This window comes from Acidisoma sp. S159 (assembly GCF_009766125.1).
Classification (GTDB): domain Bacteria; phylum Pseudomonadota; class Alphaproteobacteria; order Acetobacterales; family Acetobacteraceae; genus Acidisoma.
The window spans coordinates 17,453-41,184 of record NZ_LMUG01000079.1 but is presented as its reverse complement, the minus strand read 5'-3'; the positions used below and the strand labels follow the sequence as shown (position 1 = coordinate 41,184).

Sequence of the window (23,732 nt, the reverse complement as noted above, 5' to 3'; positions counted from 1 at the left end):
GGCATGGCTGACGGCTTCCTCGACATCCGCGCGGTCTCGAAGTCCTTCCGGGGAGTTCGGGCCGTGGATGATGTGTCGCTCAGCGTGCCGCGCGGGCATGTGCGAGCGATCCTCGGGGAAAATGGCGCCGGGAAATCGACGCTCATCAAGATGCTCTGCGGGGTCTACGCCGCGGATAGCGGCGAGATCACGCTGGAGGGCGCCCGCATCGACGGGCTGCCGCCAGCCCGCTGCCTGCAGGCTGGCATTGTCGCGATCTACCAGGAATTCAACCTGGTGCCCCATCTCAGCGTGGCCGAGAATATCTTTCTCGGCCAACTGCCAAGCCGTCTCGGCAAGATCGAGCAGCGATCGCTGCGCGAGCGGACGCAGGCGCTGCTGACACGGCTCGGGGTTGACATCGATCCGGGACGACCGGTCGGCGAACTCAATGTCGCTGAGCAGCAAACCGTTGAGATTGCCAAGGCGCTATCACGCGACCTGCGCGTGCTGGTGATGGATGAACCGACCGCGGCGCTCAACGATGCCGAAATAGCGGCACTCTTCGCCATCATCCGCGGCCTGCGCGATGATGGCGTCTGCGTCCTCTATATCTCCCATCGCATGTCCGAGATTTTCTCTCTGGCCGATAGCGTGAGCGTGCTGAAGGATGGTCGGCATGTCGGTACGCATCTAATCGGCGAGGTGGATCGCGATAGCCTGGTGCGAATGATGATCGGCCGCGAACTCAACGGCTATTACCCACCGCGCGAAACCTCCAATGGCGAGGTGATTCTTACGGCGACCGGCCTGCGGCATGGACGAAGTCTCGACGTCGATCGGATCGAGGTCCGGCGCGGCGAGATCGTCGGCCTGGCCGGGCTGGAAGGGCAAGGCCAGCGCGAATTGGCCCGTGCCCTTTGCGGCGTGTTGCCGCTTGATCATGGCGAGGTTTTCCTGGAGGGCCGGCGCCTCGACCTGTCATCGCCGGCCAAAGCCATCGCCGCCGGCATCGGCTTCATTCCGGACGACCGTAAAGGCGAAGGTCTCGCCATCGTGCGCTCCTGCGCCGAGAATATGGCGATGGAAAGCCTGTCCCTGCGGCGACGGGCCGGGTTGTTCGTTGACACACCGGCCGAGCGGCGATTTGTTGCGAAGATGGTTGAGATGCTGCGCATCCGGCTTGCCTCTCCGGCCCAACAGGCGCTCGACCTGTCAGGCGGCAACCAGCAGAAGCTCGTGCTCGCGAAAGTGCTGGGCATCGCGCCGCGCCTGCTTGTCATGGCGGAGCCAACGCGCGGCGTGGATGTCGGTGCCAAGCGCGAGATCTACAACATCATGCGCGACCTCGCGCGCCAAGGTGTCGGCATCCTGATGACATCGGGCGAGTTGCCGGAGATCCTCGGCATGAGCGACCGCATCCTGGTCATGGCGCATGGCGCGGTGGTGGCCGAGTTTGAAGGCGCGGTGGCGACCGAGGAGATGGTCATGCGGGCCGCGACGCAGGATCGTGACGCGATGCGGGCGACGGGATGAGCCTGCTGCGGCGGTTCCTGGGCAGTGGCGGGAACGCCCTGTTGCTCGTCTTCCTGATCATCCTTGCGATCATCGTCGAGCCTGCTTTGATCAGCCCGCGCGCGATCAAGAACATCCTGACATCGGCTAATCCATTGATCGTTGTCGCGGTCGGCCAGGCGCTTGTGATGCTGACCGGCGGCGTCGATCTCTCGGTGGGGTCGGTGATCAGCCTCTCGAACGTCATTGCCGCGCTGCTCATGCAGCGGTCGCCGGGTCTGGCAATCCCGATCATGATATTCTGCGTCCTGGCGGGCATGGCGGTGGGACTGCTGAATGGCCTGCTGGTCGCCTATGCGCGGGTGAGCGCCTTCATCATCACTCTGGCGGTCGGCATTGCCTTGCAGGGCGTCACACTCGACATCATGAAACAACCCGGCGGCGAGGTTACGCAAGGGTTGGCTCAGATTAGCCGTATCACCTGGGGCAGGGTGCCGGTCGTGACAATCGTCCTCGTCGTGCTGGTGCTGCTGCTGGCTTGGGCGATCCGCCGCACGCCGCTGGGCATCAGCCTCATCGCCGTCGGCGGCAATGAGGCGAGTGCGCGTATGTCGGGGCTGCCGGTATTGCGACTCAAGGCACTGGTCTATGTCATCTCCGGTGGTCTCGCGAGTTGCGCGGGGCTGCTGCTGGCCTCGCGCGTCAGCTCAGGCGATCCGCTGATCGGCACGCCCTACAGTCTCGATTCAATCACCGCCGCGGTGCTGGGCGGCACCAGCCTGGTGGGAGGAGTCATCAGCGGTGTCGGGGCCCTGGTCGCGGGCGTGCTGCTCACGCTCATCAATACGCTGCTGAACCTGCGCGGCATGTCGCCCTTCCTGCAATGGATCGTCAAAGGCGCCATCCTGATTGCGGCACTGTCCCTCGATTTCCTGAGACGGAGGGCCCGCAGGACATGAAGGCGGTGCTTGGTGCAATCGGACGCACCCGCCTCGGCGGCTACGGCCACGCCCGATCGCAGGTCGCTGTATGGGCGGCGATCGTGGTGGTGCTGGCGGTGGCGGGCGTTTGCGCGCCGGGTTTCCTCACGGCGAACCATCTGCTCGATGTCGCGCGTCAAGTGGCGAGCCTCGCGATCGTGACGGTGGGCCAGGTTTTCGTCATCACTGCCGGCGGCATCGATCTGTCGAACGGCATGGTGATGACGCTGATAACGGTGGTCGCGGCCGATCTGCTGAACGGCCAGAACACCTACACCGTGCCGGTGGTCCTACTGTGTCTCGGCACCGGCCTGGCAGTAGGTTTGTTCAATGGATTTTTGGTGACGAAGCTGCGTATCCAGCCATTGATCGGCACGCTGGGGACATACGGAATCCTTCAAGGCACGGCCTATGTTTATTGCGCGGGCGCGCCCAAGGGTTCGATCTCGCCGAGCCTCAAAACCCTGGGGAATGGCTATGCGCTCGGCATTCCCTTGCCGGTGATTGTGGCGCTGGTGATTGTGTTGCTCGGCTACCTTGTCCTCAACCGCACAACCTTCGGGCGCGCGCTCTTCGCGACAGGGGCCAATCCGCGAACAGCCCGGCTGTCGGGTATCGCCATCGACCGAACCATCATCCTCGCCTATGTCGTCTCAGGGCTGACAGCGGCGGCGGCGGGACTGGTGGTCGCGGGCTATATCGGGATCGGGAGCCTCTCGGCCGGTAACGACTTCAACCTGAACTCCGTGGCGGCGGCGGTGATCGGGGGCACGACGTTGGTTGGCGGCATCGGCTCCGTCTCCGGCGGCGCGGCGGCGGCGCTATTCCTGGGGCTGCTGGTGAGCCTGCTGCGCTTCCTCGGCCTGTCCTACAGCACGCAGCTCATCGTGCAGGGTGGTATCCTGGCCGCGGCGGTGCTTGCGCAGAGTCGCGCAACGCGGGGTGGGGGCCTTTAGCTTTTCGGCTTGGTCCCCGCAGCGATCCAGCCAAGGTCGAGGTCAGCTCGCGACATAGCCACCGTCCACTGGAATGGTGACGCCGTTGATCAGGTTCGAGGCAGCCGAGGCCAGGAAAAGCGCGGTACCCGCGAGTTCCTCGGGCTCAGCCCATTCGCCATTCGGAAGCCGCGCCACCACCTTGCTATTGAAGGTTGGATCCTCCCGCCCGCCGCGGCTGATTTCAGTTTTGATCCAGCCGGGCGCTATGGCGTTGACGCGGATATGGTCCTCGGCAAAACCGATCGCGAGGGACTTCGTCAAGGACACGATGGCGGTCTTGGCCGCGCTATAGGCCGGCACATGGGCCGCGCCGAAATAAGAATACATAGAGGCGATGTTGATCAGGCAGCCGCGCGTCGCTTTCAGATGGCCGCGGAACGCATTGGCCAGGCGCAAATTGCCGACCAGATGCACGTCCAGAATCGACATGAAGACGGTCGGCTTGTATTCCTCCCAGCGGACGAGCCGGCCGGCGCAATGGATCAACACGTCCAGCCGCTCTACCCGCGCCGCCAGCGCTTCCACCGCCTCATCGCTGCATACGTCAAGCGGCTCAAAGCGTATCGCGTCCGGCAGGGTGCCCGGGGCGGGTGCCTTGAGGTCGGCAACAATCACCGTCGCACCCGCCTCCTGGAAAGCACGGGCGAAGGCACCGCCGATGCCGCCGGTACCCCCGGTGATGAGAACATGCTTGCCGGCAACGCTAAAATCAGGCGGCATCTGCTTTCCTATCGATCGGTGGCGCGGGCAACTGCCGAGTATAGGCGTTGTAAGCGCGGGGGTGGCGTTGTTCGGGTGCCGCAGGCATTGCCATGTCCGACCAGCTACAGGCCCGGAGCGGATTCGAATAGCTTTTGCCCCAGTCCGACCAGCGCAATCATCGTGCCGTCGGTCAATGTGATTTGGTCGCTGCCATTCGACAAGTGCTCCGACGCTATCGGATCGGAATCATAGCCGCCGAAGTCGATTTGGTCGCCCTCTTTCATCCCTAGGATTACCTCCATGCCCCCTGCGTGCCCGGCGAGGAAGACGTAGGTATCCGGACCGGCCCCTCCGACTACTGTCGCGCTGCCAGTCCCGCCGATGACCGTGTCTGCTGCGTTATTCAGCCCGATCAGATCCGTGCCCCTGGCGCCGAGCGGGCTGGTGCTGAAGACTTCGGGCCCGACGCCGGTTTTCCCGTCTAGAACCGAGACTCCTATGCCGGCGATCAGCGTCGTGGAGCCGGTTCCCGCCGCGAAGGCCAAAAGGTTGTTGCCCCCGCCTATTGTGGAAGCTCCGTCGCCGGATCCGCCATGTAATGTGGCATTGCCCACCCCGCCGGCAAGAAAGGTGGGGGCCGAGCCGGTGCCTCCAAACATTGTGGAGCTGCCCGTTCCGCCGGTTACTGAGACCGCCCCAGACCCTCCGCGGAAGAAAAGTCTGCGCCTTGCTGGTTATTGACAAGAGTCGGGCCGGAGCTCGCTATGATCGTGTTGCTCGCGTTCCCCACGACCGTCGTGCCGCCGGAGCCAGCGGAAATGGTATCGGCACCTCCAGCGACGATCAGGTCGTTCCCTGAGCCGCTGTAGAAGTCCGTCCCCGTTTGCAGGTCAGGTGCTAGATAGACGTTCAGGCTATCGCCACCACCCGTCACCGTGTCACTGCCCACGCTGTCGTAGACGGTCTGATATCCAGCGGGCACGGCCACATCGGAAGCCGCTCCAGCGACGATCAGTGTGCCGTTTGGCGTCGGCGCGGGGCTGGCGGGTGACGCGGTAAATGGCGTGACGACAATGACACCGTCGACGACATCGAAGGTAACGCTGTGGCCGAGAAACGCGTTGAGGCCGCTGTTAACGTAGCTCGCTCCATCGCCTGTAAGATTGGGTGGCGAGGTTTGCTCGCTTAACCGAACAAGCTGCGTACTGCCATTCGGTCCATCAGCGGTGAGCGTGAAGCTCGCATTGTCGGGGACAACCCCCGCCTGGAAGAACTGCTCGAGTGCGCCGTATTCGAAGGCCGTCCCGTAATGAATATTGGTTTGCGGCGCGCCTGTATCCAATACTATGCCGGTATCGTAGGAGGTCGCGGTAGTGCCGTCGCTGACCGTAAGCGTGCCTTCGGCGACCTGTCCTGCTGCGCCGTTCAAGGAACTTGCTTGGATCAGTATCTGGGGATCCTTCGCTGTCGCTGCGATCTGCACGGCCGTCAACCCGATTTGTAGGTCGCCGATCGAGTACAGCACGCCGCTCGTGATTGGCCCGAGGCTTGCGAGGCTGTTCAGTGATACGATGAAACCGTTCGAATACGCGCCGCCGAACTGCTCGAGGACCGATGACAAACCGTCCTTGATAGCCAGCGATGCGCCAAAGTCGCCGTAGAAGTTGCCGTATTGAGGCGGTGCGCCAGCGGCGACGGCGTTTTGATTCCAGCCGCCGCCTGTTCCGGTCTGGACGGTGATTTGCGCGACGGTGGCATCGGCTGAGAGGGCGCTTCCGTTAACCGTCAGGAAGGTGATGTTGGCTTGGCCGGCGTTCCCGGTATAGGCGATGTCGCTGCCGTAGCTATTGTAGATCGGAGCGCCGCCCGACGGGGAGAAGCTTCCCCAAGCGGCATCCGGGGCGACCCAGAAGCCTTTACCGCCCGTGTCCAATTCGTAGAGTTGGTAGTCTTTGCCTCCGTCCAGGCTGATTTCTATGCCGATCTTGTAAGTCCCATTCTCGTCGACAAAGTAGAGTGGAATGTCGGCAGTTTCCTGCTGCGGATTGGACACGTTTCCCGCGCCTCCCGTGATTTGAGCTAGACGTTACCGGGGTAAACCCAAACCAGCAATCTTTTGCTGCGGCCGAATACGAGCCCGTGGAGCCAATGTAGTCAACCGACCTCTAGACTGCTTGAGGTGCCTCAATCAGGACTACCTCGCTGATCCCTCCCAGCTTCGAGGCTTTCGTCCCGAAAACATACGGGAGACAAGAAATCAAAAAGCCGACCTCGGATTCATCCGGCCGTCAGGCCGCCGTTGATCGAAAAAATTCCACCGGAGGTCCAGGACGCCTCGTTGCTTGCGAGATAGACCGCGATGCCCCCGATGTCGGAAACTTGTCCGATACGACCCAGCGGGTAGCTGCGATCGACGAAACGCTGAAGCTCAGCTTGAGCTTCCGCAGGCAAGTTCTCGATCGAGGCTCGCCGCATCGCGGTGTCTACAGTGCCGGGCGCAATAGCGTTGACACGGATACCCCGCTTGCCAAGCTCGTAGGCGAGGGATTTGGTCAGCGAATTAATCGCGCCCTTCGAAAGCGAATAGAGGGTCGACGGCCGATTGGGAATCATCTTGTCGGCGAAATAAGATGAGATGTTGATCACTGATCCCCCAGGCTGCGTAAGAAAAGGTAATAGACGCTGCGTCAGGAAGTAGGGAGCTGCAACGTTCAAAGCGAAGGAATGCTGAAACTGATCAATTGTGACCGAGTCGAACGGTGAAAAGTACGCTACCGCGGCATTGTTCACAACAATATCCAGAGGCTTTTCGAATTCGCCTATCTGGCGCACAACAGAATCAATTCCGGCATCCGTGCTGAGGTCGACTGCTATGATTTTCACCTCGGCGCCTTCGAGGTACTTCTGAGCTCGTGCCAGCCTCTCGGTGCTGCGACCAACCAGATAGAGCTCGGCGCCCTCGCGGGCAAAGGCTTCCGCGATGGCAAGACCGATGCCGTCCGATCCTCCGGTAACGAGTGCCCGTTTTCCGCTAAGTCGCGAATTCGGCGGAACGGATACCGGCTCTGTAGTGGCGTTGATCTTTGTTGGCATAATTCCTCTCTTCGGGTTGCCGCTGCCGGAAGCCTATTGTGTGACGCTGTTTGCCGTATTGCTGATTGCATTGCCGGCACTGTCGACAGCATTGCCCGTAGCCTTCACGGCCGTGTGAGCGGCACTCCCCACTGCCGTCCCCGCGGTGTCGGCAGCGTTTCCGGTCGTTGTCCCGGCATTAGAGAGGTCCTTCTTCGCACCGTGAAACGTGTTGCACGCCGAGAGGCCAAACCCAGTGCCGCCCAGAAACGCGACGGCGACAGCGGCGCGGGCCAAATGACGAATACGATTGGATGGGGTCGTCATGCTCTATCTCCAGTGAGTTGAGAAACGGCGGGCTCGGCTTGACGCTACGGGGGCGAACTTCGATCGCACCTCGATCGATACATTAGATATTGGCGAGCCAGGCGCAACGTTCGGCGGTGGACTTCCAAGGAGATGGCCCGCCCCTGGCCGCGTCAATAGGGCGGCGACCAGCCATGCGTGCACAGGATGTAAACCAGTAGTAACGCAGGTGATAATAACTTATGTTATGATCCTGAAATCGAAAGATCAGGACGCGCCTCTCGGATCCACCCACGAGATGGCGGCCGTGAACACCCGACTTGTTCAGCTAAGGGACGTCCGCCATGCCAGTGGAGAATCCGCCAGATGGCATGAACCGGGCGGCGATTACCGTCTGCGTGATCCTGGCCACCCTTAAGCAGGCGCTCGATACGAGCATCGCCAATGTCCTCGCCTTACATGCAGGGGAGTGTCTCGTCGAGCCATGACCAGATCGACTGGGTGCTGACCTCCTATCCGACCCGATTTCTGGAGGCCAATCACGGCCGGCGGCCGGACCGCGCTCGATGCCGTCGTTACACGTCAAGCCGAGATTATCGCTTATGTCGACGACTACCGACTGTCGCTGATCGCGACGCTCGCGGTGATTCCGCTACTGATCGTCTTCAAGAAGCCGCCCGGTCGCGCTGTTGCGGACTCTCATGCGGTCATAGACTAGCCCCGGCTAGGATACCGGCTCACAATAGTGGCCGCCGCCGGAGGGTGGCTGCTTTTGGTTGACTGAGCCCGGCAGCGCATCTTCAATCCCATATTCGAGGTGCAATATGAACGATATCAACCATCCCCCCAAACTGGCCGAGTGCCGGCAAGTGCGCGCTGGAGCAACCTTTGTAGGCAAGCAGGGGTTGACCTACGCCGTTGGCATCTCGGCCGAGACGGTGGAAGCCAAGGCAATACACCTGCAGATGGTGACCCTTCCCCCGGGCGCCCGCGCGAAGGCGCATATGCATGAGGCGCATGAAACCGCCATATATGCCCTGACTGGAACCTCGCATGTGTGGCATGGCGCCAAACTCGAGCATCATTCGGTTGTTGCACCCGGCGACTTCTTTTACATTCCGGCCGGGGTTCCCCATCTGCCCTACAATCCGAGCACCGAGCCCGCGACCGCGCTGATCGCGCGCACCGATCCAAACGAGCAGGAGAGTGTCGTGTTGTTGCCCGAACTGGAGAGTCTGGCCGGCCAGACCGGCTGAAGGGACTCAACGCCTGACGTTATACCGGCTAGGCGTTTGCGAAATGAGAAAGGCTGCGCTCACACTTCGCCAGCGGCTGGCGGCTCAGCACTGCGGCTTTACCGCCGATGAGGGCCTGGTGGTTCTTGCGTCACGGTTTCATGGATCGCCAGACAGTGCCGCACGAGGTTGGCCCGGGAGGAAACCATCTGTTTCAAGGGCGTCTCAATGTCATAGAAATGGATATTGGCGATGAAGCCGTAAATGCCGGCGTCCGCACTTGTGGGAACCGCGCCGTGCACATAAGCGCCGGATGAAACGATATCGTCGACCACATCGAGATCGGCGAGCCCGCGCGCATAGGCGGCATCTGGCGTATATCGGCCGATGCCCTGGAAATGATAGCGCTGCGCGTTGAACTCGCGCGCCTTGGCTAACCCGGCCTCGGTCAGGCTTGGATGCTCGCGGAGAAGTGCCGCCTGGAACAATGGCCAGAAGCGTTCGTCCTTCCAGCGCGAATAGGACATGACCCAATAGAGATCGTCGAGCAGGCGCGCGAGAAGGATGTTAAGCCGACGCTCACGGGCGGTCAGCGCCGCATCGATCGTCAGATGATATTTGCTGATCAAATAGGCGACAATGCTCTCACTGTCGCCAACGACGGCGCCGTCATCTACGATGTAGGGGAGTTGGCCGCGGGGCGCCGCCGACGCATCGAAAATATGCTCATGCACAAATGGCAGGCGCGCTAGCCGCATGAATGCGAAGACCTTTAGCCCATAGCCGTTGTTGTCGGCGGTGCCGAAGAGCATCGGATAAGAGTAAAGAGTTATCATGACAGCAAAATTCTAGCGCGTGCCTAGGAACAGGTAAAGTCATTGCGTGTACACGCTCAAACGTCAGAGTAGCGCATTTCATTGAGATCGGCGATCAGCCCAGGGCCGGTCGGCTGCCATCCGAGTCTTTGCTGGGTTTGCGCGCTTGAGGCCGGGAGGTCCAGACCGGCAAAGGCCGCAAGCCATCCAAAGTGATCCGCGGCCTCCTCCGGAGACAGGGAAACCACGGGCACCTTCAAGCCTCGGCCGATGACTTCCGCGATGTCACGGACCGAAATGCCTTCCTCAGCGACCGCGTTATATCTGGCGCCCGCTTCCCGCTTCTCCAATGCAAGCCTGTAGAGCCGGGCGACATCGAGCACATGCGCCGCCGGCCAGCGGTTGAGTCCGTCACCGATATAGGCCGAGACGCCTTTCTCTCGGGCTAGAGCCACCGCAGGCGTTATGAGGCCCTGTTTGACCGTGTCGTGAACCTGGGGAAGCCGCATCACCGAGACGTTGACACCGGCCGCCGACAACGAAGCTCCCGCCAGTTCCGATGCGACACGGGGATTTGGGTGCCTGGTATTGAAGATTTCCTCGGTCGCGGGCTGGCCCGGCACGTCGTTTCCCATTCCGGTCCCCGAGGTGATAACGAGAGGCCGGTCCGATCCGGCGAGCGCCGCGCCGAGAGCCTCGATCGCGCGCCTGTCTTTCTCGCAATTGGCCACGAACCGCGAGAAGTCGTGATCGAAGGCACAGTGGATCACTCCATCTGCCTCGGCCGCGCCGCGTCGCAGACTTTCCGGATCTTCGAGATTACCTCGGTGCACCTCGGCACCGGCCGCGATGAGGGATCTGGCCCCCTCGTCCGACCGCGACAACCCGAGGACCTGATGACCCGCGTTGAGAAGTTCTGGAACGATGGCGGAGCCGATAAAGCCGTTCGCCCCGGTGACGAATACGCGCATGGGAAATCTCCAATTGTCTCGAAGAACCATATCGCGCCAATCCGATTACTGTTAAAGTAGTGACATTATCATGGTATAATGACCAATAGGATCAGCATGCCCACCGAGACTGATAACCGGCTGGGGACCTACCTCAAGGATCGCCGCACCCGCCTCGACCCGGCGGCCTTGGGTTTCTCCGCGGCCCGCAGACGGACGTCGGGATTGCGACGGGAGGAGGTCGCGCAGCGCTCCAATATAAGCCCGACCTGGTATACATGGCTGGAGCAAGGGCGCGGCGGCGCACCGTCGGCGGAGGTGTTGAACCGGATCGCCTCTGCGCTGATGTTGACCGACATCGAGCGCGAACATCTCTTCTTGCTCGGTCTCGGGCGTCCGCCGGAGGTCCGCTACAAGGCCTCGGAAGGAGTCACGCCGCGTTTACAACGGGTGCTCGATGCGCTCGAGGTCAGTCCTGCCCTGGTCAAGACCGCCACCTGGGATATCGTCGCCTGGAATCGCGCCGCCGCCGTAGTGCTCACCGACTATGGCAAACTCCCGGAGGGCGAGCGCAATATCCTGCGGCTCATCTTCGGCAACCCCCGCATCCGAGACAAGCAGTATGATTGGGACAGCGTCGCCCGTTTCGTGGTGGGAGCGTTCAGGGTGGATGCGGCACGCGCCGGCGCCATTTCCGAAGTCAGACAGCTCGTGGACGAGCTTTGCAGGATCAGCCCCGAGTTCGAAGCCCTGTGGCAGGACAATGATATTCACGTTCACGGGGAGGGGCTCAAGCGGCTGAACCATCCGATCCTAGGCTCGATCGCGTTGGAGTATTCCGCGTTTGCCGTCGATGGTCGTCCTGACCTCGGCATGATCGTTTATAATCCGGTCACGACATCAGACGCCGACCGTATCCGATCACTCGTCAATCCGCGGCCAGCATCAACGTGAACCGTCGGCTGCCATCAGCAGCAGCCGATACAAGATCAAAGTTTGTCTGTTCTCGTCGATGCGAGATGCGCCTCGCGCAATCAGGCGAGGTTGTATCGCGGAGCCGGCTTGCCGGTCTGGGTGGCAGCAAAAAGCGCGGCGCGCGCCGCGTCGTATTTGTCCCATAGGGTCGCGTCCGCAACCGACGGCCAGGTGATCGTCTCGCCCATGTCGAAGCCCGCCAGAGACGCATCGACCATGTTCTCCGTGGTCATGACGCTCTCCTGGTTGAGGGCCGAAAGCGGTATTCCTGAGTTGTCCCAGATCTCTGTGGCGGTCGATGCCGGGTTGACCAGTTGCACCTTCACGCCAGTGTTCGCGAATTCGTCCTGAAGGCCACGGGTAAAGTTCATCACGAAGCCCTTGGTGCCACTGTAGACGGCGCTCGCGGACCAAGCGTGAATGCTGAGCACCGAGGCGATGTTGATGATCACGCCCTCATTCAGCTTCCGGAAGGCGGGCAGAACAGCGTGGGTGAGACGCGTCAGCGCCGTGATGTTCAACGCGATCTGCGCCAGCGAATCCTGCAGCGGAGCCTGCTCGAGCGGCTTAAGGCGGGCCAGGCCGGCATTATTCACCAGCACTCGCACGGCCGGGTTGGTGGATAGCAGGTGCTCGACCTTGGCGACGTCGCTGTCCTTTTCGAGGTCGGCCTGGAGCACTTCCACATTCACGCCGTAGGCCTTCTTGATCTTGTCGGCCAAGCCTTCGAGGCGATCCAGACGGCGGGCGACCAGCACAAGATCGTAGCCACGTTTGGCGAGGCGGTCGGCATAGATGGAGCCGATACCGGAGGACGCTCCGGTAATAACGGCAGTTTTACGGTCGGGCATAGGCTACTCCTGATAGATTTGGCACTCAATGGTTGGGCGCCCAACTATGTGGCCATGACCACCCTCTTGTCAATGCTACGGTGCCCAACTATTTTAGGGACATGAGCGATCCAGATGATTTCACCATGGAGCATGATGCGCCGGGCATCGATCTGAGCGAAGCGTTGGGCGAACTTGCCTGCACCCACACCGCGCTCCGCCACGCCGCCCGCCGGCTCGGCCATCTCTATGACGAGGCTGTGTCGCCGACAGGCCTCAAGGCCACGCAGGTTGGCTTGCTTGTGCAGACCGATGTTCTCGGCGGGGCAAATGGTCCGACGTTGCAGGCGCTTGCCGAGCGTCTGGCGATCGGTATCTCGTCCCTGACCTATGCGCTGCGCCCCCTGGTGCGTGACGGCATGATCGAGCTTCGGCAGGATGCTTATGACAAGCGGACGAAACACGCGTGGCTGACGGCGCTGGGCAGGAAGCGCTTGGCGGAAGGCATTACCTTGTGGGCCGCCGCGAACCGCCGCACCGAAATAGTCCTAGGACATGATTCGGCGACCAGGCTTCGGGCTCTTGCGGACGAGGTGTCGTCCAGAGCATTTCTCGAAGCGTATAAGGCCGGCCAGGCGAAGTCGCCTCGCACCGCAGGCTGACGGCTGCTAAGGACGTTATCAGCCGCCTGGTTTTCGGCTACCCTTCTCCAGTGAGAGGTGGGCCCGAATCATGATGCAAGTAGCTCAGCTGTACCGTTACCCAGTAAAAGGGCTATCGGCTGAGCCCACGCCGGTTCTGGCTCTCACGCGAGACCACGGCGTGCTTCATGACAGGATCTACGCATTAGCGCTCGGTACCACCCAGTTTTCTCCGGAAGCTCCGCAGCCCTTGGATAAGGGCAAGTTCCTGATGCTGCGTGCGAATGAGATACTTGCAGCCTTGTCCACACATCTCGATCCGGTGACTTCCATCCTGACGATCCTTCAGAAGGGTCGGGAATCAAGTCAATTTGATCTGTCAACTGCGATCGGACGGGCGCAAGCAGAAACTTTCTTTACAAATTATGCCGGTGCGGATGCGCGCGGCCAAATCAAACTTGTCCATGCTATAGGGCATAAATTCACTGACATAAGCGTGGTTTCACCTGCCATGATGCGGGCAATCTCGGTTATCAATCTTGAAACCGTGCGGCTGCTGCAGGCGAGGGTGGGGCACGAGGTTCACCCGCTTCGTTTTCGCGCGAATGTCTATATAGATGGGCTTGACGCCGCCGAGGAGTTGGATTGGGAAGGTCGAGAAATTTGCATCGGTCCAGTGAGATTTCGCGGCGCGCTTCGTACCCGACGTTGCGCGGCTATCGACGTCAATCCGATGACAGCTGGACGCGACTCCCATTTGCCGAAGGCCATCATGCGCCATTTCGGCCATCCCGATCTGGGAATCTATCTGGAGATTATGGAAGATGGAATACTGACATTGAACGACCGGGTATTCCTCCCAAACGATCAGGGATCTGACGGCTAGCGGTTTCCAGTGATGTCGATTAACTGTTCGGCTATCGACGATCGCGAGTAGCGTGCCCGCGTACGCCGTGCGATGCAGCTATGGTTGCCACACCGACTGAATGACGGAGGGTCCATGTTCGACAAATTGGGTTTGAGTTTAGTTGTCGTCGGTGCTTTGGCGTCCTTCCATGCGGAGGCACAAACCATGACCAATATGGCGGCGCTGCAGGGCCTGGCGCCGTTGACGGTCCTGGCTAAAACCGCGGCAGGCAAGGCAGCGCTCGGTGCCAATTACACTGTAACCGGCGGCATTCAGACAGGGGAGATCCGGCAGCCGACGCTGCTGCCGTTTACCGATCAGCAGCAGCAGGCGCTCCGGGATGCTTTCATCACAGATGGGAATCTCGCTGACCTCGCCGACGGCCTTGGCACCACGCTTGGTGCGGCCTACCAGGCGCGTGCGCACTATGACGACCGCCTGACCTATACGAGCGTGTCCCCGGCGGTCGCCGCCCTCATCGCCTACGCGAACGCCACAACGGGCGCCGACTCGAACTCGGGGAAATACTTCTTCGCCAATGGTACCACGGACGGGAAGAAACCCGTGTCCAGCGAGGCTATCGGCATCCTCACGGGTATCGGCGGTTCGCCAGACCCATTTGGAACAAACTACGGCCTTCCCGGAGGGAGCCCCGGCGGGGATGCTTACGGCGACTCCCGGCCATTTCAAACCGAGCACACTGTCTTGTCGATCGTCGGATACGACTACTTTAACGTTCCCGCCGACAACCTGGTTTATAACCAGGGTCCGATCATGGATTTGGTCAACAGCCCATCCTTCCCGAGCGGCCATACCACCTACGGATTCACGGGATCCCTAGTCCTGGCCGAGCTTGTGCCAGAGCGCTTCCAGCAGATGATTGCGAGAGCGTCAGAATACGGAAATGACCGAATTCTGATGGGCGCCCATTACGCTATGGACGTCCTCGGTGGCCGGACCCTGGCAACATATGACCTCGCTCATCTGCTCGCCAATGATCCGGCCTATGTAGGCCGCACGCTGAAAGGGGCCACGATAATAAAGGACTATCAGGCTGCCCTGAAGGCCGCGCGCGATGACTTAACGACAGCATTGCAGGCAGGATGCGGCAACACGGTCTCGGTCTGTGCAAATGAGGATATCGGGCGACTGAGCAATCCCGCAATGAACGAGGCGTTCTACGCCGTCACCCAGACCTATAATTTGCCTGTCGTTTATCCGAAGAACGCGAACGTGCTGGAGGACGTCGGGAAGGCCGCGCCCGAAGCCGGCTACCTTCTGACGTTGGCATTTCCGTCGCTGACGCTGGAACAAGCCGATCAGATCCTGACCGAAACCGAGGGACCAGGCGGCGGTTTCCTGGACGACGGGTCCGCCTTCGGAGTGTATTCGCGGCTAAACCTCTATGCGGCGGCTGGCAGGGCGGCGGAGACGGCGCCCAGCAAGTAGTGCGCGATGTCTTTGTTTGAATCGCGCCCAAAGGATCCGTCATGGCAGGCGAGGGCGTGCCATCGACGTCTTGCCTTAGCTGCGCAAGCGAAGACGTGGGTGCTCGGCCTTCGCCGAGCATGACGTAGTAGAATGGGCGCGATTCAATATTGGGTTATCACCTCTTGCCGTGACGCAGTCGCGGAACTTTGGAGGGGCGCCGCATCCAGCGGTCCGAGCAGAAGTATTGGCATAAAGTCCGCATCAGAATTCCTGCCGCGTTGGCGTGATCGTCAGTTGCTGCAGGATCACATCCTGCGGCAGCTGGTAAGCAAAGAGCATGGTCCGCGCGACATGTTCGGCCGCGATACCGCCGCCGATATCGGCGCCACGGGCCGCCCAGATGGCATGCGCTTCCTCGTTGAGCATTGTGCTCGCGATCTCGCTCCGGGTCAGACCGGGGACGATCGCGATCACCCGCACGTTATGGCCGGACATGCTGCTGCGGGCGGCTTCGGTTAGAGCGTCGACATAGGCTTTCGAGGCGCCGTAGGCGTCGTGATACGGGTAGGATTTGCGACCGGCGATCGAACTCACATTGATGATCGTGCCGTGCCGCCGCGCCTTCATCCCCGGCATCACCACATGCATGCAATTCATGACGCCGAGGCAATTGATGTCGAGCAGATCACGCCACTCGGCCGGATCCTGATCCTCGATCCGCGCGAGCGGCGCGATGCCCGCATTGTTGATGAGGCCATCTACCGGGCCATGTAGCGCTTCGGCTTCGGCGACCGCCAAGGCGACGGCCGCAAGATCGCGGACATCGACGCTGCGGCAGACGGCATTGGGCAGAGCGAGCGCTTCCAGTTTCTCGCGGCGGCGAGCCAGCAGCAGCAGCGGATGGCCCGCCTCGACGAAAGCCTGTGCCGTGGCGGCGCCAATGCCAGTGCCGGCGCCGGTGACCATGATGAGAGGCTTGCTCATGCGGATCTCTCCTGAAGGGCGGCGGTCAAGCCAAGACGGGTTCGGGCGTGGTTTCCAGGGCGAGGCGGCGCAGCGTTGTGCTGTCGAGCCTGGCGGCCTCATGGCGTCGCCCGGAGCAGCGACCGCGCTGCATGATGATGACCTCGTCGCAGACGGCGAGCAGTTCCTCCTCCTCCGTCGAGACGACCAGCACGGCGACACCTGACTGCGCCGCGAGACTGCGAATGAAGGCATGGATCTCGGCCTTGGTGCCGACATCGATGCCCTTGGTCGGCTCATCGAGCAGCAGCACCTGCGGGCGCTGCAGCACGGCCTTTGCAAGCAGGGCCTTCTGTTGATTGCCGCCCGACAGGCGGGACATCGGCGCATGGATATCGCCACGCACGCGCAGCCGTTCCAGCACTCCGATGGCTTCCTGCTCCGCTTCCTGCCGGCGGATCACGCCGCCCCAGGCATGGCGTCGCAGCACGGGCAGGGTGCAATTTCGGATGGCGTCGAAGTCGGGAATGAACCCGTTCGCCTTGCGCTCCTCCGAGACAAAGACGACGGCTTCGCGCATGGCGGCGCGCGGGGACTGCGGACGATAGGGCCTGTCGCGTAGGCGCATCGTGCCATGCCCTACGGGCTCCAGCCCATAGAGCGTTCGCAGCAGCCGGCTACGGCCGGAACCGGCGAGACCATAAAGGCCGAGCACCTCGCCGGGTGCGAGATCGAGGCTCACATCGCGCAGTCCGCGGGGTGCTCCAACGCCGCGCGCCGTCAAAATCGGCGACGGCTTCGCGGCGGCGGTGGCATGCACGGCGGGTGCCTGGGCCTGCAGACGCGCGGCCTCCTGCTGGCCGATGATGGATTCGACCACCGCCTCATGCGACACGGTAGCGATGGGGGCGTCCAGCACGACGCGCCCATCCATCAGCGCCGTCACGTGGTCGCAAACAGCGAAGATTTCGTCGAGCTTGTGATCGACGATGACGATCGCGACATCCCGTTCCCGCGCGATGCGGCGCAGTGTCTCGACCAAACGGTCGATCTGGCCGCGCTCCAGCGCCGTGGTGGGTTCGTCGAGCAGGATGACACGGGCATTGCGCGCCAGGGCGCCGATGATCTCGATCATCTGACGCTGGGCCACCGGCAGGTTGGCGACCTTCTCGTCGCCGGTGAGATTGAGGCCATTGGCGGCAAGCTCGCGCCGAGCCGTCTCCCGCATCGCCTGCTTGTCGAGAATGCCCGCGCTGGCGATCTCGCGTGCGAGAAACAGGTTCTGCGTGACCGTCAGATTTTCCAGTAGCGACAATTCCTGGAAAACACATGCGATGCCGGCGGCCGTCGCGGCCGCCGGGCTTGCGAAGGAGACCGGGCGGCCATCGAGCAGGATCGTACCGCCATCGGGCGCCACGGCCCCGGCAAGCACCTTGAGCAAGGTGGACTTGCCGGCGCCGTTATGGCCAACCAGGCCATGCACCTCGCCGGAACGTAGCGTTAAGGCCACGCCATGCAGAACGGTCGCACTGCCGTAGCGCTTGACGATGCCTTGCGCGACGAGCCGTTCCTCGGCCATGGCCTTTCGCGGTCTTAGCCAAGCTCGCCGGGTGGCGGGGTCTGGCCATAGGTGAAGACAGCGACGGGCAGCAGGATCTCGGGCTTCACGGGCTTGCCGTCGACATAGTCGCGGATGCTCTTCACAACGATCTCGGCATAGGTTGCCGGCTGCTGCGCGGCGCAGCCCTTGTAGGGGCCTTCGAGCTTGGTATCGGCCGCACAGAAGGCGAAGAGGCTGACCTTGTCGGCCCGGCCCAGCGCCTTGATGGCCTGGATGGCGCCCACGGCACCCGGCCCGGTATCGGCGAAGATCACGTTCATCTCCGGATTGCCCTGGAGCATCTCCATGCCGACCTTGAGGCTGACATCGGGCTGCACCAGGCCGTTGACCACGCGGGTGACCTCCGCATTGGGATTGGCCTTGAGCGCTTCCTTGAAGCCGCCGTCGCGCTGATTGGTCGGAAGCTGCTGCGGATCACCCACGATGCCCGCGACGATCTTGCTCGTCTTGCCGAGAGCCGCCAGCGTCGCCTCACCCATCACGCGGCCACCCTCGACCTGATCCGGGCCGACATATTGCATGATCTGGCCGCCCTGTGCCTTCAGGTCATCGAGGGCGACGGAGACATTGACGGTGAAGACGGGAATTCCTGCCTTGGTCAGGGCGGTGGCCATCGCGGCGCCCGGCCCGGAATCCACCGCGTTCAAGGCGACGGCGCAGACCTTCTGCTGGATGAAGCCGTCGATCTGCGAGAGCTGACGGGAGTCGCTGTTGTCGGCGATGGAGACCGCCACCTTGAAGCCGGCAGCCTTGCCGTGATCGATGAAGCTCTGCCGCATCGCAATGTAATAGGGGTTGGAGGTATTGGGCAGCGCCACGCCGATCAGCGGCTGCGCATCCTTGCAGCTCGCCGGGATGGGCATCGCGCTTGACTGCGCGGCGGCCGCGCCGATGCCGAGCCCTAGCACCATCGTCGGGGCCGCCAATACCGTCGTCATCCAGGGTTTCGCCGTGGCGGTGGACGCCGCCCGAGCCAGTATGTGTTTCATCGCATGCATCTCCTCATTTTTGTTTTTGACGCCAAGCTTTGCCGCGCCTTGCCCTAGCCAGTCCGGCGCATTCCGTGTGTCCTCAGAAGGGACCTCAGGGTTTCCGAAAGCGGCACGCCCGCGCTGCGCCGCCGGTAGGTATCGAAGATGACCGCGATCAGCACGATCACGCCGATGACGAGAGACTGCCAATAGCTGCTGACGTTGAGCACGTTCATCCCGTCGCTCACGACGGCGATGAGTACGGCGCCGATCATCGCGCCCTGCACGCGGCCCACGCCGCCGAACAGGCTCACGCCGCCGATGACGGCCGCCGCGATCGAGAAGAACAGTTCGTCGCCGAGGCCGGTTGTCGGGAAACCAACCATGAGCCGCCCGGTGTCGATGATGCCGCCCAGGCTCGCGCAGAGCCCGCTGACCGCATAGACCGTGATCGTGGTCGTGGTGATATTGACTCCGGCCAGCCGCGCCGCCTCCCGATTGCCGCCGGTCGCGTAGATATGCGTGCCGAGAATGGTCTTGGACAGCAGCAGCCCGGCCAGGATCGCCATGGCCGCCAGGATCAGCACCGGCACCGGAACACCGCCCACCAGTCCTTGCCCGATGAAGGCGAAGCCCGGCTGGGTGATTGAGATGGAATTCGCGCCCGTGATGATGAGGGCGAGGGAGGACATGACGCCCATCGTCGAAAAGGTGACGATGAAGGGCGGCACTCGGAAATATTGGATGATGATGCCGTTGACGACACCCATCAGGGTGCCGGCGGCCAAGGTCAGCAGAACCGCGAGCGGCCAGAACACGCCATGCGCCATCAGCAAGGACACCAGCACGCCCATAAAGGCGATATTGGCGCCAGTCGAAAGATCGATGCCGCCGATCAGCAAAACGAAAGTCTGGCCGAGGGCGAGAAGACCGATCACGGCGCCGTTGAGAAGCAGCACCAGCCCATTCGACAGCGTGCGCATATTGGGCGACATGGCGCAGAAGATGACGAAGACGACGATGAGCATGCCGAGGATGCCGGTCTCGTCGGGCAGCTTCCAACGTTTCCGGGCCACTGGCTTTTCGGTCACGCTGCTCACCGCCTGTCCCTCCTTCATCATGCCGCCGCCGCCTTCACCTGCGCGGCGAGCGTGCGATAGGCCGCGCGAATAGCGACGGCGTCCACAGCCGCCTGTGGCTCCGCGGCCAGCACCAGATCGGGCGCCCAGTCCCGCGCAATCGCGTCGACCTTGCGTCCGGTCAGCGCCGCCACGGCCTGCACGGCCGCGCCTGCGGCGGCGGCTTCCACAGATTGGCTGAGATAGACCGCCTCGCCGCTGAGATCGGCGAGGATTTGCTGGTAGGCGCGGGACTTCGCGGCCCCGCCGGTGAGGATAAGGTGGCCATCCATCCGCGCACCGGCGGCGCGCAGCAGATCGCGCCCCTCCAGCAAGCCGCAGAGCACGCCCTCCACCGCCGCGCGGCCGATCTGGCCGGGTGTGGTGTCGCTGCGCAGGCCCGACACCTGGCCGCGCGCATCGGGCAAATTCGGCGTGCGCTCGCCATCCAGATACGGCACTACGACGACCCCTCCGCCACCCGGCTCGGCGGCGAGGGCCATAGCGTCAAAGCGCTGCACATCGACACCGAACAGACGGCGGAAGAAATCCGTGACCTTGGCGGCGTTCAGCGTAGTGATCATGGGCAGGAAGCGGCCCGTGGCATCGGCATAACCGTTGATGGCGCCTGTAACATCCCGCACCTGTGAGTCTGTCACGGTATAGACGGTGCCGCTGGTCCCGAGCGAGATCACGGTGTCGCCGGGCCGAATGCCGAGGCCCAGAGCCGCCGTCATATTGTCGCCGCTGCCAGCGCCCACCACGGCGCCTGCAAGACCCTCCAATTCGGGGAGCGCCCGCATCTCAGCGGCCGCCGCGCCTGAGTCGATGATCGCAGGCAAAAGCCGGTCCCAGTCGAGACCGGGGGCGGCAAGATCGGCCAGGGCGGGGTCCCAGCAATTAGCGACCGGATTGAAATATCCGGTGCCGGAAGAACCGCCACGCTCCGTCACCGCACGGCCGCCGAGGCGATAGATGAGATAGTCAGCCGGCAGCATCACCCGAGTCGCCCGCGCCAGCGCCTCTGGATGGCAGCGCCGGGTCCAGGCGAGTTTCGAGACGGTGAGGGCGGGTGCGGGGACTGAGCCGGTGCGCCCCGCCCAATCGGCTGCCGGCAATCGTTCCAGCAAGCCCAGAGCGTCCGGTGCGGATTCGGTGTCGTTCCACAGTTTCGCGGGACGTATCGGCGTGTCCGCCGCATCGAGCAGAACCAGGCCATGCCCCTGGCCGCCGACAGAAATCGCCGCGACGGACGGCAGATGAGGCGCGACCTGTGCGAAAGCCGCCATCAGCGCTCGCCACCAATCGCGCGGATCCTGCTCGCTGCGCGGCGGCGTGGTCGGCAGGTGCGGCGCGCGGCCCTCGGCGATGAATGCACCGTCCTCAAGCCGCCGGATCACGACCGTGCTGGATTGTGTGGAGGTATCGATACCCGCAACGAGGTGGCGGTTCACGTGCGCTATTCGGACTGCGCGGAGCTGGCCAGATTGGCGCCGTCGCGGCCCACCGCGCCTGCGGGATGGGTGTAGATCACCTGGTCCCATCGGTAGCCCCGCATCATGCGGGTGACATCGGTGATCGCATCCAGCAGGGCGGCAGCCGCGAGGGAACTGCCGGTTGCGATGATGGCTCCCAGATCCGCATCCGCCGGCAAGGTGAGCGGCAAGACGTGATCCGCGAGAACCGCGAGTTCGGACTCGGGCGAGGCAGTGATCGCGATGAGGCAGCCGGCCAAACGCCGCGCCCGGCGGCAGAACTCGTTCAATTCCGCTGAGCCGCCGCCTTTCGAGATCGCGATGACGCTGTCTTCGCCTCGCAAGACGCCGAGACCGCCATGCAGCCCGTCCGCCGGCGCAAGGTAGAAGGCGGGCGTCCCCGCGACGGAGAGAAGATGCGCCGCACGGATGGCGATGGCGCCAGAGGTGCCGCTGCCCGTGACGAGAACCTTGCCGGAGCCCGAAGCCAGCAATCGGCAGACATTCACGAAGGTCTCGCCCAGCGCCGTTTCGGCGGCGCTGACGGCCGCCGCGTTGGCCGCGATCACACGGCGGGCGGCGGTCAGGATAGCCGAGGATTCCGACAACGTTTCCAACACGGCATCTGCGCTTTTATTTCCGCAACCGTATTCAGGCTAGGCGGGGATGTCAATTGAGCGATGCCCGCTCATTTGAGCGGGTGATCAATCAACCGATGAGCGACGGTGGCGTCTGTGATCAGCGTTGTCAGCCATCCGCCGTTCAGCACCGCGCGAATGGCGTCTGTCTTTTCCAGGCCACCGGCCACCCCGATCACCGTTGGCACGGCGCGGATCTGTGCCGCACTGACCCCCACGACATTGTCGGCAAGCGGTGTGGCAACGGCTTGCCCGCTCGGGTCAACCAGCACGGTACAGAGATCCGCACAGGCTCCGGCTGCCTGCGCCTGCTCCTGCCAGGAAAGCGGCAATGTGCTGAACAGCGTGGAATTCGGTGGGTTCCAGGCCCCGATTCCGGAGACCAATATGTCGATATGGGCAAAGCGAGCTGTCGCACGGGCGATGTTCGGTTCGCTTCTGACCAGTTCCGCCAGCGCCTGATCCTCGAACCACATGGGGAGGTAGAGCGGATAGGCGGTGCCACGGCTGAGCGCCGCGAGCCGGTGGACGAGCTCGACCGAACTCTGAGCATATTCGGCGCCAGCAAGACTGCCGATGGCCTGAACGACGTCGATCAGCGGTAGCTTGGTCAGCGCGCCCGCGCAGGCTGCCAGCGTCCGTCCCCAGGCGACCGCGAGGGTCTGACCATCCACCAGGGTCTCCTCCAGGAGCGCGGCGGCGGCGCGCCCCAGAGCCTCAGTGACAGCCGAGGGCGAGGAATTCGGTGTTCGCACAACAACCGCGTGCCGCAGCCGGTATTTTTGGGCCAAGGCTTCGGCCAATGGGGCGTCATAATCGTCCTGATCCGCGATGACGAAGCGAACCACGCCGGTTTCAATCGCTTCGTCGATCAGGCGGGCAACCTTGAAACGGGAAATGCCAAGGCTCTGCGCGATCCCCTGCTTGGTTTGACGGCCAATGAAATAGCGGTGGGCAACGGTCGTCATCAACGGCCTAGCAAACGGGCCCGGCGGCATTTGCGCCTATCCTTCCGATGGTTTCGACAAATAGCAGCGCTCGACTGAGCGAGACGTGTCAAGGCCGCGGTGACCGTCCGGAATGCATTGCGCGGCTCTGGCCCAGGGGCGTCGCTGAGATCAAGCGGAACCGCCAGCCGGCATAGGCGCGGAGCTTGTCGGCCAAGGCAGGTCCACAGACGCACCGAACGACCGTAAAATTGCCGAAGGATTGAAGCTCGTAACTTTGCACAATCCGAGTGACGGTTTGCCGTAGCGCCGAACGAAGATCCCCTCATATTACTGAAACTTCTGCTGGGGGTTACACTCGGCAGATTCTCTAGATCGAACCGGTCAGCGACGCACAATCTCTCCGGCCCACGATTTCAAGTAGGCCCAGACTTCAGAAGAGGTATTTGTCCGATGAAGTTTCGTAGTCTGTCATTGACTTTTGTCTTAGCGGTGGCGGAAGTTGGACAGGCAGGCGCCGCCGAGATAGTTGCTACGTCATGTCTCTTCGAAGCCACACCTGGAGCAGGCTCCAGCTATCCGGTTCTTGCCATAGGTTGGAATGCCGATGCACGGCATATACATGGACATAGGCTGGTATACCTGCCAGTAACGTCAGGGGGC

Annotated in this window: 24 protein-coding genes; 9 read left to right on the top strand and 15 right to left on the bottom strand. The window is 62.5% G+C overall.

The annotated features are described in order from the left end of the window. The first annotated feature begins 3 nt into the window (after positions 1 to 3). The 3 genes from GSQ92_RS26250 to GSQ92_RS26240 are packed head-to-tail and all read left to right on the top strand — an operon-like array spanning position 4 to position 3,430. The gene (locus GSQ92_RS26250) at positions 4 to 1,515 is read left to right on the top strand and encodes a sugar ABC transporter ATP-binding protein (RefSeq protein ID WP_158803479.1); all 1,512 of its coding nucleotides are present in this window, start codon (positions 4 to 6) and stop codon (positions 1,513 to 1,515) included. Further along, entirely contained in the window at positions 1,512 to 2,453 is a 942-nt protein-coding gene (locus GSQ92_RS26245; RefSeq protein ID WP_158803480.1) for an ABC transporter permease, read from the top strand. Before GSQ92_RS26250 ends, GSQ92_RS26245 begins: the two co-directional genes overlap by 4 nt. Then, positions 2,450 to 3,430, top strand: coding sequence for an ABC transporter permease (locus GSQ92_RS26240; protein WP_159014546.1), 981 nt, complete (start codon positions 2,450 to 2,452; stop codon positions 3,428 to 3,430). The genes GSQ92_RS26245 and GSQ92_RS26240 overlap by 4 nt, the downstream gene beginning before the upstream one ends. Positions 3,431 to 3,472: 42 nt before the next feature. On the opposite strand, the gene GSQ92_RS26235 is transcribed toward GSQ92_RS26240, so the two are convergent. From GSQ92_RS26235 to GSQ92_RS30480, 5 genes are all read right to left on the bottom strand, one after another. Next, positions 3,473 to 4,192: an SDR family NAD(P)-dependent oxidoreductase gene (locus tag GSQ92_RS26235; RefSeq protein WP_158803482.1), complete on the bottom strand. Its 720-nt coding sequence runs from the start codon at positions 4,190 to 4,192 to the stop codon at positions 3,473 to 3,475. Positions 4,193 to 4,296: 104 nt separating this feature from the next. Beyond that, on the bottom strand, positions 4,297 to 4,833 hold the full coding sequence (locus GSQ92_RS26230) for a hypothetical protein (protein WP_159014545.1): 537 nt from the start codon (positions 4,831 to 4,833) through the stop codon (positions 4,297 to 4,299). A 23-nt stretch (positions 4,834 to 4,856) separates the two neighbouring features. Further along, on the bottom strand, positions 4,857 to 6,227 hold the full coding sequence (locus GSQ92_RS26225) for a hypothetical protein (protein ID WP_159014544.1): 1,371 nt from the start codon (positions 6,225 to 6,227) through the stop codon (positions 4,857 to 4,859). 224 nt (positions 6,228 to 6,451) lie between these two features. After that, entirely contained in the window at positions 6,452 to 7,267 is an 816-nt protein-coding gene (locus GSQ92_RS26220) for an SDR family NAD(P)-dependent oxidoreductase (protein ID WP_158803334.1), read from the bottom strand. Between the two features lie 33 nt (positions 7,268 to 7,300). Next, entirely contained in the window at positions 7,301 to 7,573 is a 273-nt protein-coding gene (locus tag GSQ92_RS30480) for a hypothetical protein (RefSeq protein WP_216850132.1), read from the bottom strand. Positions 7,574 to 7,896: 323 nt separating this feature from the next. Here GSQ92_RS30480 and GSQ92_RS29890 point away from each other — a divergent pair, with 323 nt between their 5' ends. Next, on the top strand, positions 7,897 to 8,040 hold the full coding sequence (locus GSQ92_RS29890; protein WP_174246658.1) for a hypothetical protein: 144 nt from the start codon (positions 7,897 to 7,899) through the stop codon (positions 8,038 to 8,040). Positions 8,041 to 8,376: 336 nt separating this feature from the next. Beyond that, positions 8,377 to 8,808, top strand: coding sequence for a cupin domain-containing protein (locus GSQ92_RS26210; RefSeq protein ID WP_158803333.1), 432 nt, complete (start codon positions 8,377 to 8,379; stop codon positions 8,806 to 8,808). A gap of 98 nt (positions 8,809 to 8,906) precedes the next feature. On the opposite strand, the gene GSQ92_RS26205 is transcribed toward GSQ92_RS26210, so the two are convergent. Both GSQ92_RS26205 and GSQ92_RS26200 read right to left on the bottom strand, forming a co-directional pair. Beyond that, positions 8,907 to 9,623 (bottom strand): glutathione S-transferase C-terminal domain-containing protein, encoded by a 717-nt coding sequence (locus GSQ92_RS26205; RefSeq protein ID WP_158803332.1) that lies wholly within the window; start codon positions 9,621 to 9,623, stop codon positions 8,907 to 8,909. A 56-nt stretch (positions 9,624 to 9,679) separates the two neighbouring features. Continuing rightward, a complete protein-coding gene (locus GSQ92_RS26200) occupies positions 9,680 to 10,573 on the bottom strand; it encodes an SDR family oxidoreductase (RefSeq protein WP_159014543.1) in 894 nt (297 codons plus the stop codon). A 96-nt stretch (positions 10,574 to 10,669) separates the two neighbouring features. On the opposite strand from GSQ92_RS26200, the gene GSQ92_RS26195 reads away from it, so the two are divergent. Further along, positions 10,670 to 11,506, top strand: coding sequence for a helix-turn-helix transcriptional regulator (locus tag GSQ92_RS26195; RefSeq protein ID WP_159014542.1), 837 nt, complete (start codon positions 10,670 to 10,672; stop codon positions 11,504 to 11,506). Positions 11,507 to 11,586: 80 nt separating this feature from the next. Here GSQ92_RS26195 and GSQ92_RS26190 read toward each other — a convergent pair whose 3' ends face one another. Continuing rightward, positions 11,587 to 12,378: an SDR family oxidoreductase gene (locus GSQ92_RS26190; RefSeq protein WP_159014541.1), complete on the bottom strand. Its 792-nt coding sequence runs from the start codon at positions 12,376 to 12,378 to the stop codon at positions 11,587 to 11,589. A 101-nt stretch (positions 12,379 to 12,479) separates the two neighbouring features. Here GSQ92_RS26190 and GSQ92_RS26185 point away from each other — a divergent pair, with 101 nt between their 5' ends. The 3 genes from GSQ92_RS26185 to GSQ92_RS26175 all read left to right on the top strand — a co-directional run bounded on the left by GSQ92_RS26185 (position 12,480) and on the right by GSQ92_RS26175 (position 15,354). Beyond that, positions 12,480 to 13,019, top strand: a complete 540-nt coding sequence (locus GSQ92_RS26185; RefSeq protein ID WP_216856977.1) for a MarR family winged helix-turn-helix transcriptional regulator — start codon at positions 12,480 to 12,482, stop codon at positions 13,017 to 13,019. Positions 13,020 to 13,089: 70 nt separating this feature from the next. Beyond that, entirely contained in the window at positions 13,090 to 13,884 is a 795-nt protein-coding gene (locus GSQ92_RS26180) for an MOSC domain-containing protein (protein WP_158803328.1), read from the top strand. Positions 13,885 to 13,998: 114 nt separating this feature from the next. After that, the gene (locus GSQ92_RS26175; RefSeq protein WP_174247845.1) at positions 13,999 to 15,354 is read left to right on the top strand and encodes a phosphatase PAP2 family protein; all 1,356 of its coding nucleotides are present in this window, start codon (positions 13,999 to 14,001) and stop codon (positions 15,352 to 15,354) included. A 243-nt stretch (positions 15,355 to 15,597) separates the two neighbouring features. Here GSQ92_RS26175 and GSQ92_RS26170 read toward each other — a convergent pair whose 3' ends face one another. The 7 genes from GSQ92_RS26170 to GSQ92_RS26140 form a co-directional block, all read right to left on the bottom strand. Beyond that, a complete protein-coding gene (locus GSQ92_RS26170) occupies positions 15,598 to 16,320 on the bottom strand; it encodes an SDR family oxidoreductase (protein ID WP_216856976.1) in 723 nt (240 codons plus the stop codon). 25 nt (positions 16,321 to 16,345) lie between these two features. Then, positions 16,346 to 17,878 (bottom strand): sugar ABC transporter ATP-binding protein, encoded by a 1,533-nt coding sequence (locus GSQ92_RS26165; RefSeq protein WP_158803327.1) that lies wholly within the window; start codon positions 17,876 to 17,878, stop codon positions 16,346 to 16,348. Between the two features lie 14 nt (positions 17,879 to 17,892). After that, positions 17,893 to 18,909, bottom strand: coding sequence for a substrate-binding domain-containing protein (locus GSQ92_RS26160; protein ID WP_159014540.1), 1,017 nt, complete (start codon positions 18,907 to 18,909; stop codon positions 17,893 to 17,895). Positions 18,910 to 18,962: 53 nt separating this feature from the next. Then, positions 18,963 to 20,012: an ABC transporter permease gene (locus GSQ92_RS26155; RefSeq protein WP_216850128.1), complete on the bottom strand. Its 1,050-nt coding sequence runs from the start codon at positions 20,010 to 20,012 to the stop codon at positions 18,963 to 18,965. After that, positions 20,009 to 21,463 (bottom strand): xylulokinase, encoded by a 1,455-nt coding sequence (gene xylB / locus GSQ92_RS26150; protein ID WP_159014539.1) that lies wholly within the window; start codon positions 21,461 to 21,463, stop codon positions 20,009 to 20,011. The genes GSQ92_RS26155 and xylB overlap by 4 nt, the downstream gene beginning before the upstream one ends. A 5-nt stretch (positions 21,464 to 21,468) precedes the next feature. Next, positions 21,469 to 22,104: an SIS domain-containing protein gene (locus GSQ92_RS26145; protein WP_216850125.1), complete on the bottom strand. Its 636-nt coding sequence runs from the start codon at positions 22,102 to 22,104 to the stop codon at positions 21,469 to 21,471. 68 nt (positions 22,105 to 22,172) lie between these two features. Next, on the bottom strand, positions 22,173 to 23,120 hold the full coding sequence (locus GSQ92_RS26140; RefSeq protein ID WP_159014538.1) for a sugar-binding transcriptional regulator: 948 nt from the start codon (positions 23,118 to 23,120) through the stop codon (positions 22,173 to 22,175). Positions 23,121 to 23,732: the final 612 nt, after the last annotated feature.

What these genes read in the sequence shown, in the direction of transcription:
- GSQ92_RS26155 (WP_216850128.1), bottom strand. Translation starts at nt 20,012, where the DNA reads ATGATGAAGGAGGGACAGGCGGTGAGCAGCGTGACCGAAAAGCCAGTG.
- GSQ92_RS29890 (WP_174246658.1), top strand. Translation starts at nt 7,897, where the DNA reads ATGCCAGTGGAGAATCCGCCAGATGGCATGAACCGGGCGGCGATTACC.
- GSQ92_RS26210 (WP_158803333.1), top strand. Translation starts at nt 8,377, where the DNA reads ATGAACGATATCAACCATCCCCCCAAACTGGCCGAGTGCCGGCAAGTG.
- GSQ92_RS26250 (WP_158803479.1), top strand. Translation starts at nt 4, where the DNA reads ATGGCTGACGGCTTCCTCGACATCCGCGCGGTCTCGAAGTCCTTCCGG.
- GSQ92_RS26140 (WP_159014538.1), bottom strand. Translation starts at nt 23,120, where the DNA reads ATGCCGCCGGGCCCGTTTGCTAGGCCGTTGATGACGACCGTTGCCCAC.
- GSQ92_RS26185 (WP_216856977.1), top strand. Translation starts at nt 12,480, where the DNA reads ATGAGCGATCCAGATGATTTCACCATGGAGCATGATGCGCCGGGCATC.
- GSQ92_RS26165 (WP_158803327.1), bottom strand. Translation starts at nt 17,878, where the DNA reads ATGGCCGAGGAACGGCTCGTCGCGCAAGGCATCGTCAAGCGCTACGGC.
- GSQ92_RS26205 (WP_158803332.1), bottom strand. Translation starts at nt 9,623, where the DNA reads ATGATAACTCTTTACTCTTATCCGATGCTCTTCGGCACCGCCGACAAC.
- GSQ92_RS26235 (WP_158803482.1), bottom strand. Translation starts at nt 4,192, where the DNA reads ATGCCGCCTGATTTTAGCGTTGCCGGCAAGCATGTTCTCATCACCGGG.
- GSQ92_RS26240 (WP_159014546.1), top strand. Translation starts at nt 2,450, where the DNA reads ATGAAGGCGGTGCTTGGTGCAATCGGACGCACCCGCCTCGGCGGCTAC.
- GSQ92_RS26190 (WP_159014541.1), bottom strand. Translation starts at nt 12,378, where the DNA reads ATGCCCGACCGTAAAACTGCCGTTATTACCGGAGCGTCCTCCGGTATC.
- GSQ92_RS26195 (WP_159014542.1), top strand. Translation starts at nt 10,670, where the DNA reads ATGCCCACCGAGACTGATAACCGGCTGGGGACCTACCTCAAGGATCGC.
- GSQ92_RS26170 (WP_216856976.1), bottom strand. Translation starts at nt 16,320, where the DNA reads ATGAGCAAGCCTCTCATCATGGTCACCGGCGCCGGCACTGGCATTGGC.
- GSQ92_RS26220 (WP_158803334.1), bottom strand. Translation starts at nt 7,267, where the DNA reads ATGCCAACAAAGATCAACGCCACTACAGAGCCGGTATCCGTTCCGCCG.
- GSQ92_RS26180 (WP_158803328.1), top strand. Translation starts at nt 13,090, where the DNA reads ATGATGCAAGTAGCTCAGCTGTACCGTTACCCAGTAAAAGGGCTATCG.
- GSQ92_RS26160 (WP_159014540.1), bottom strand. Translation starts at nt 18,909, where the DNA reads ATGAAACACATACTGGCTCGGGCGGCGTCCACCGCCACGGCGAAACCC.
- GSQ92_RS26245 (WP_158803480.1), top strand. Translation starts at nt 1,512, where the DNA reads ATGAGCCTGCTGCGGCGGTTCCTGGGCAGTGGCGGGAACGCCCTGTTG.
- GSQ92_RS26230 (WP_159014545.1), bottom strand. Translation starts at nt 4,833, where the DNA reads ATGTTTGGAGGCACCGGCTCGGCCCCCACCTTTCTTGCCGGCGGGGTG.
- GSQ92_RS26200 (WP_159014543.1), bottom strand. Translation starts at nt 10,573, where the DNA reads ATGCGCGTATTCGTCACCGGGGCGAACGGCTTTATCGGCTCCGCCATC.
- GSQ92_RS30480 (WP_216850132.1), bottom strand. Translation starts at nt 7,573, where the DNA reads ATGACGACCCCATCCAATCGTATTCGTCATTTGGCCCGCGCCGCTGTC.
- GSQ92_RS26175 (WP_174247845.1), top strand. Translation starts at nt 13,999, where the DNA reads ATGTTCGACAAATTGGGTTTGAGTTTAGTTGTCGTCGGTGCTTTGGCG.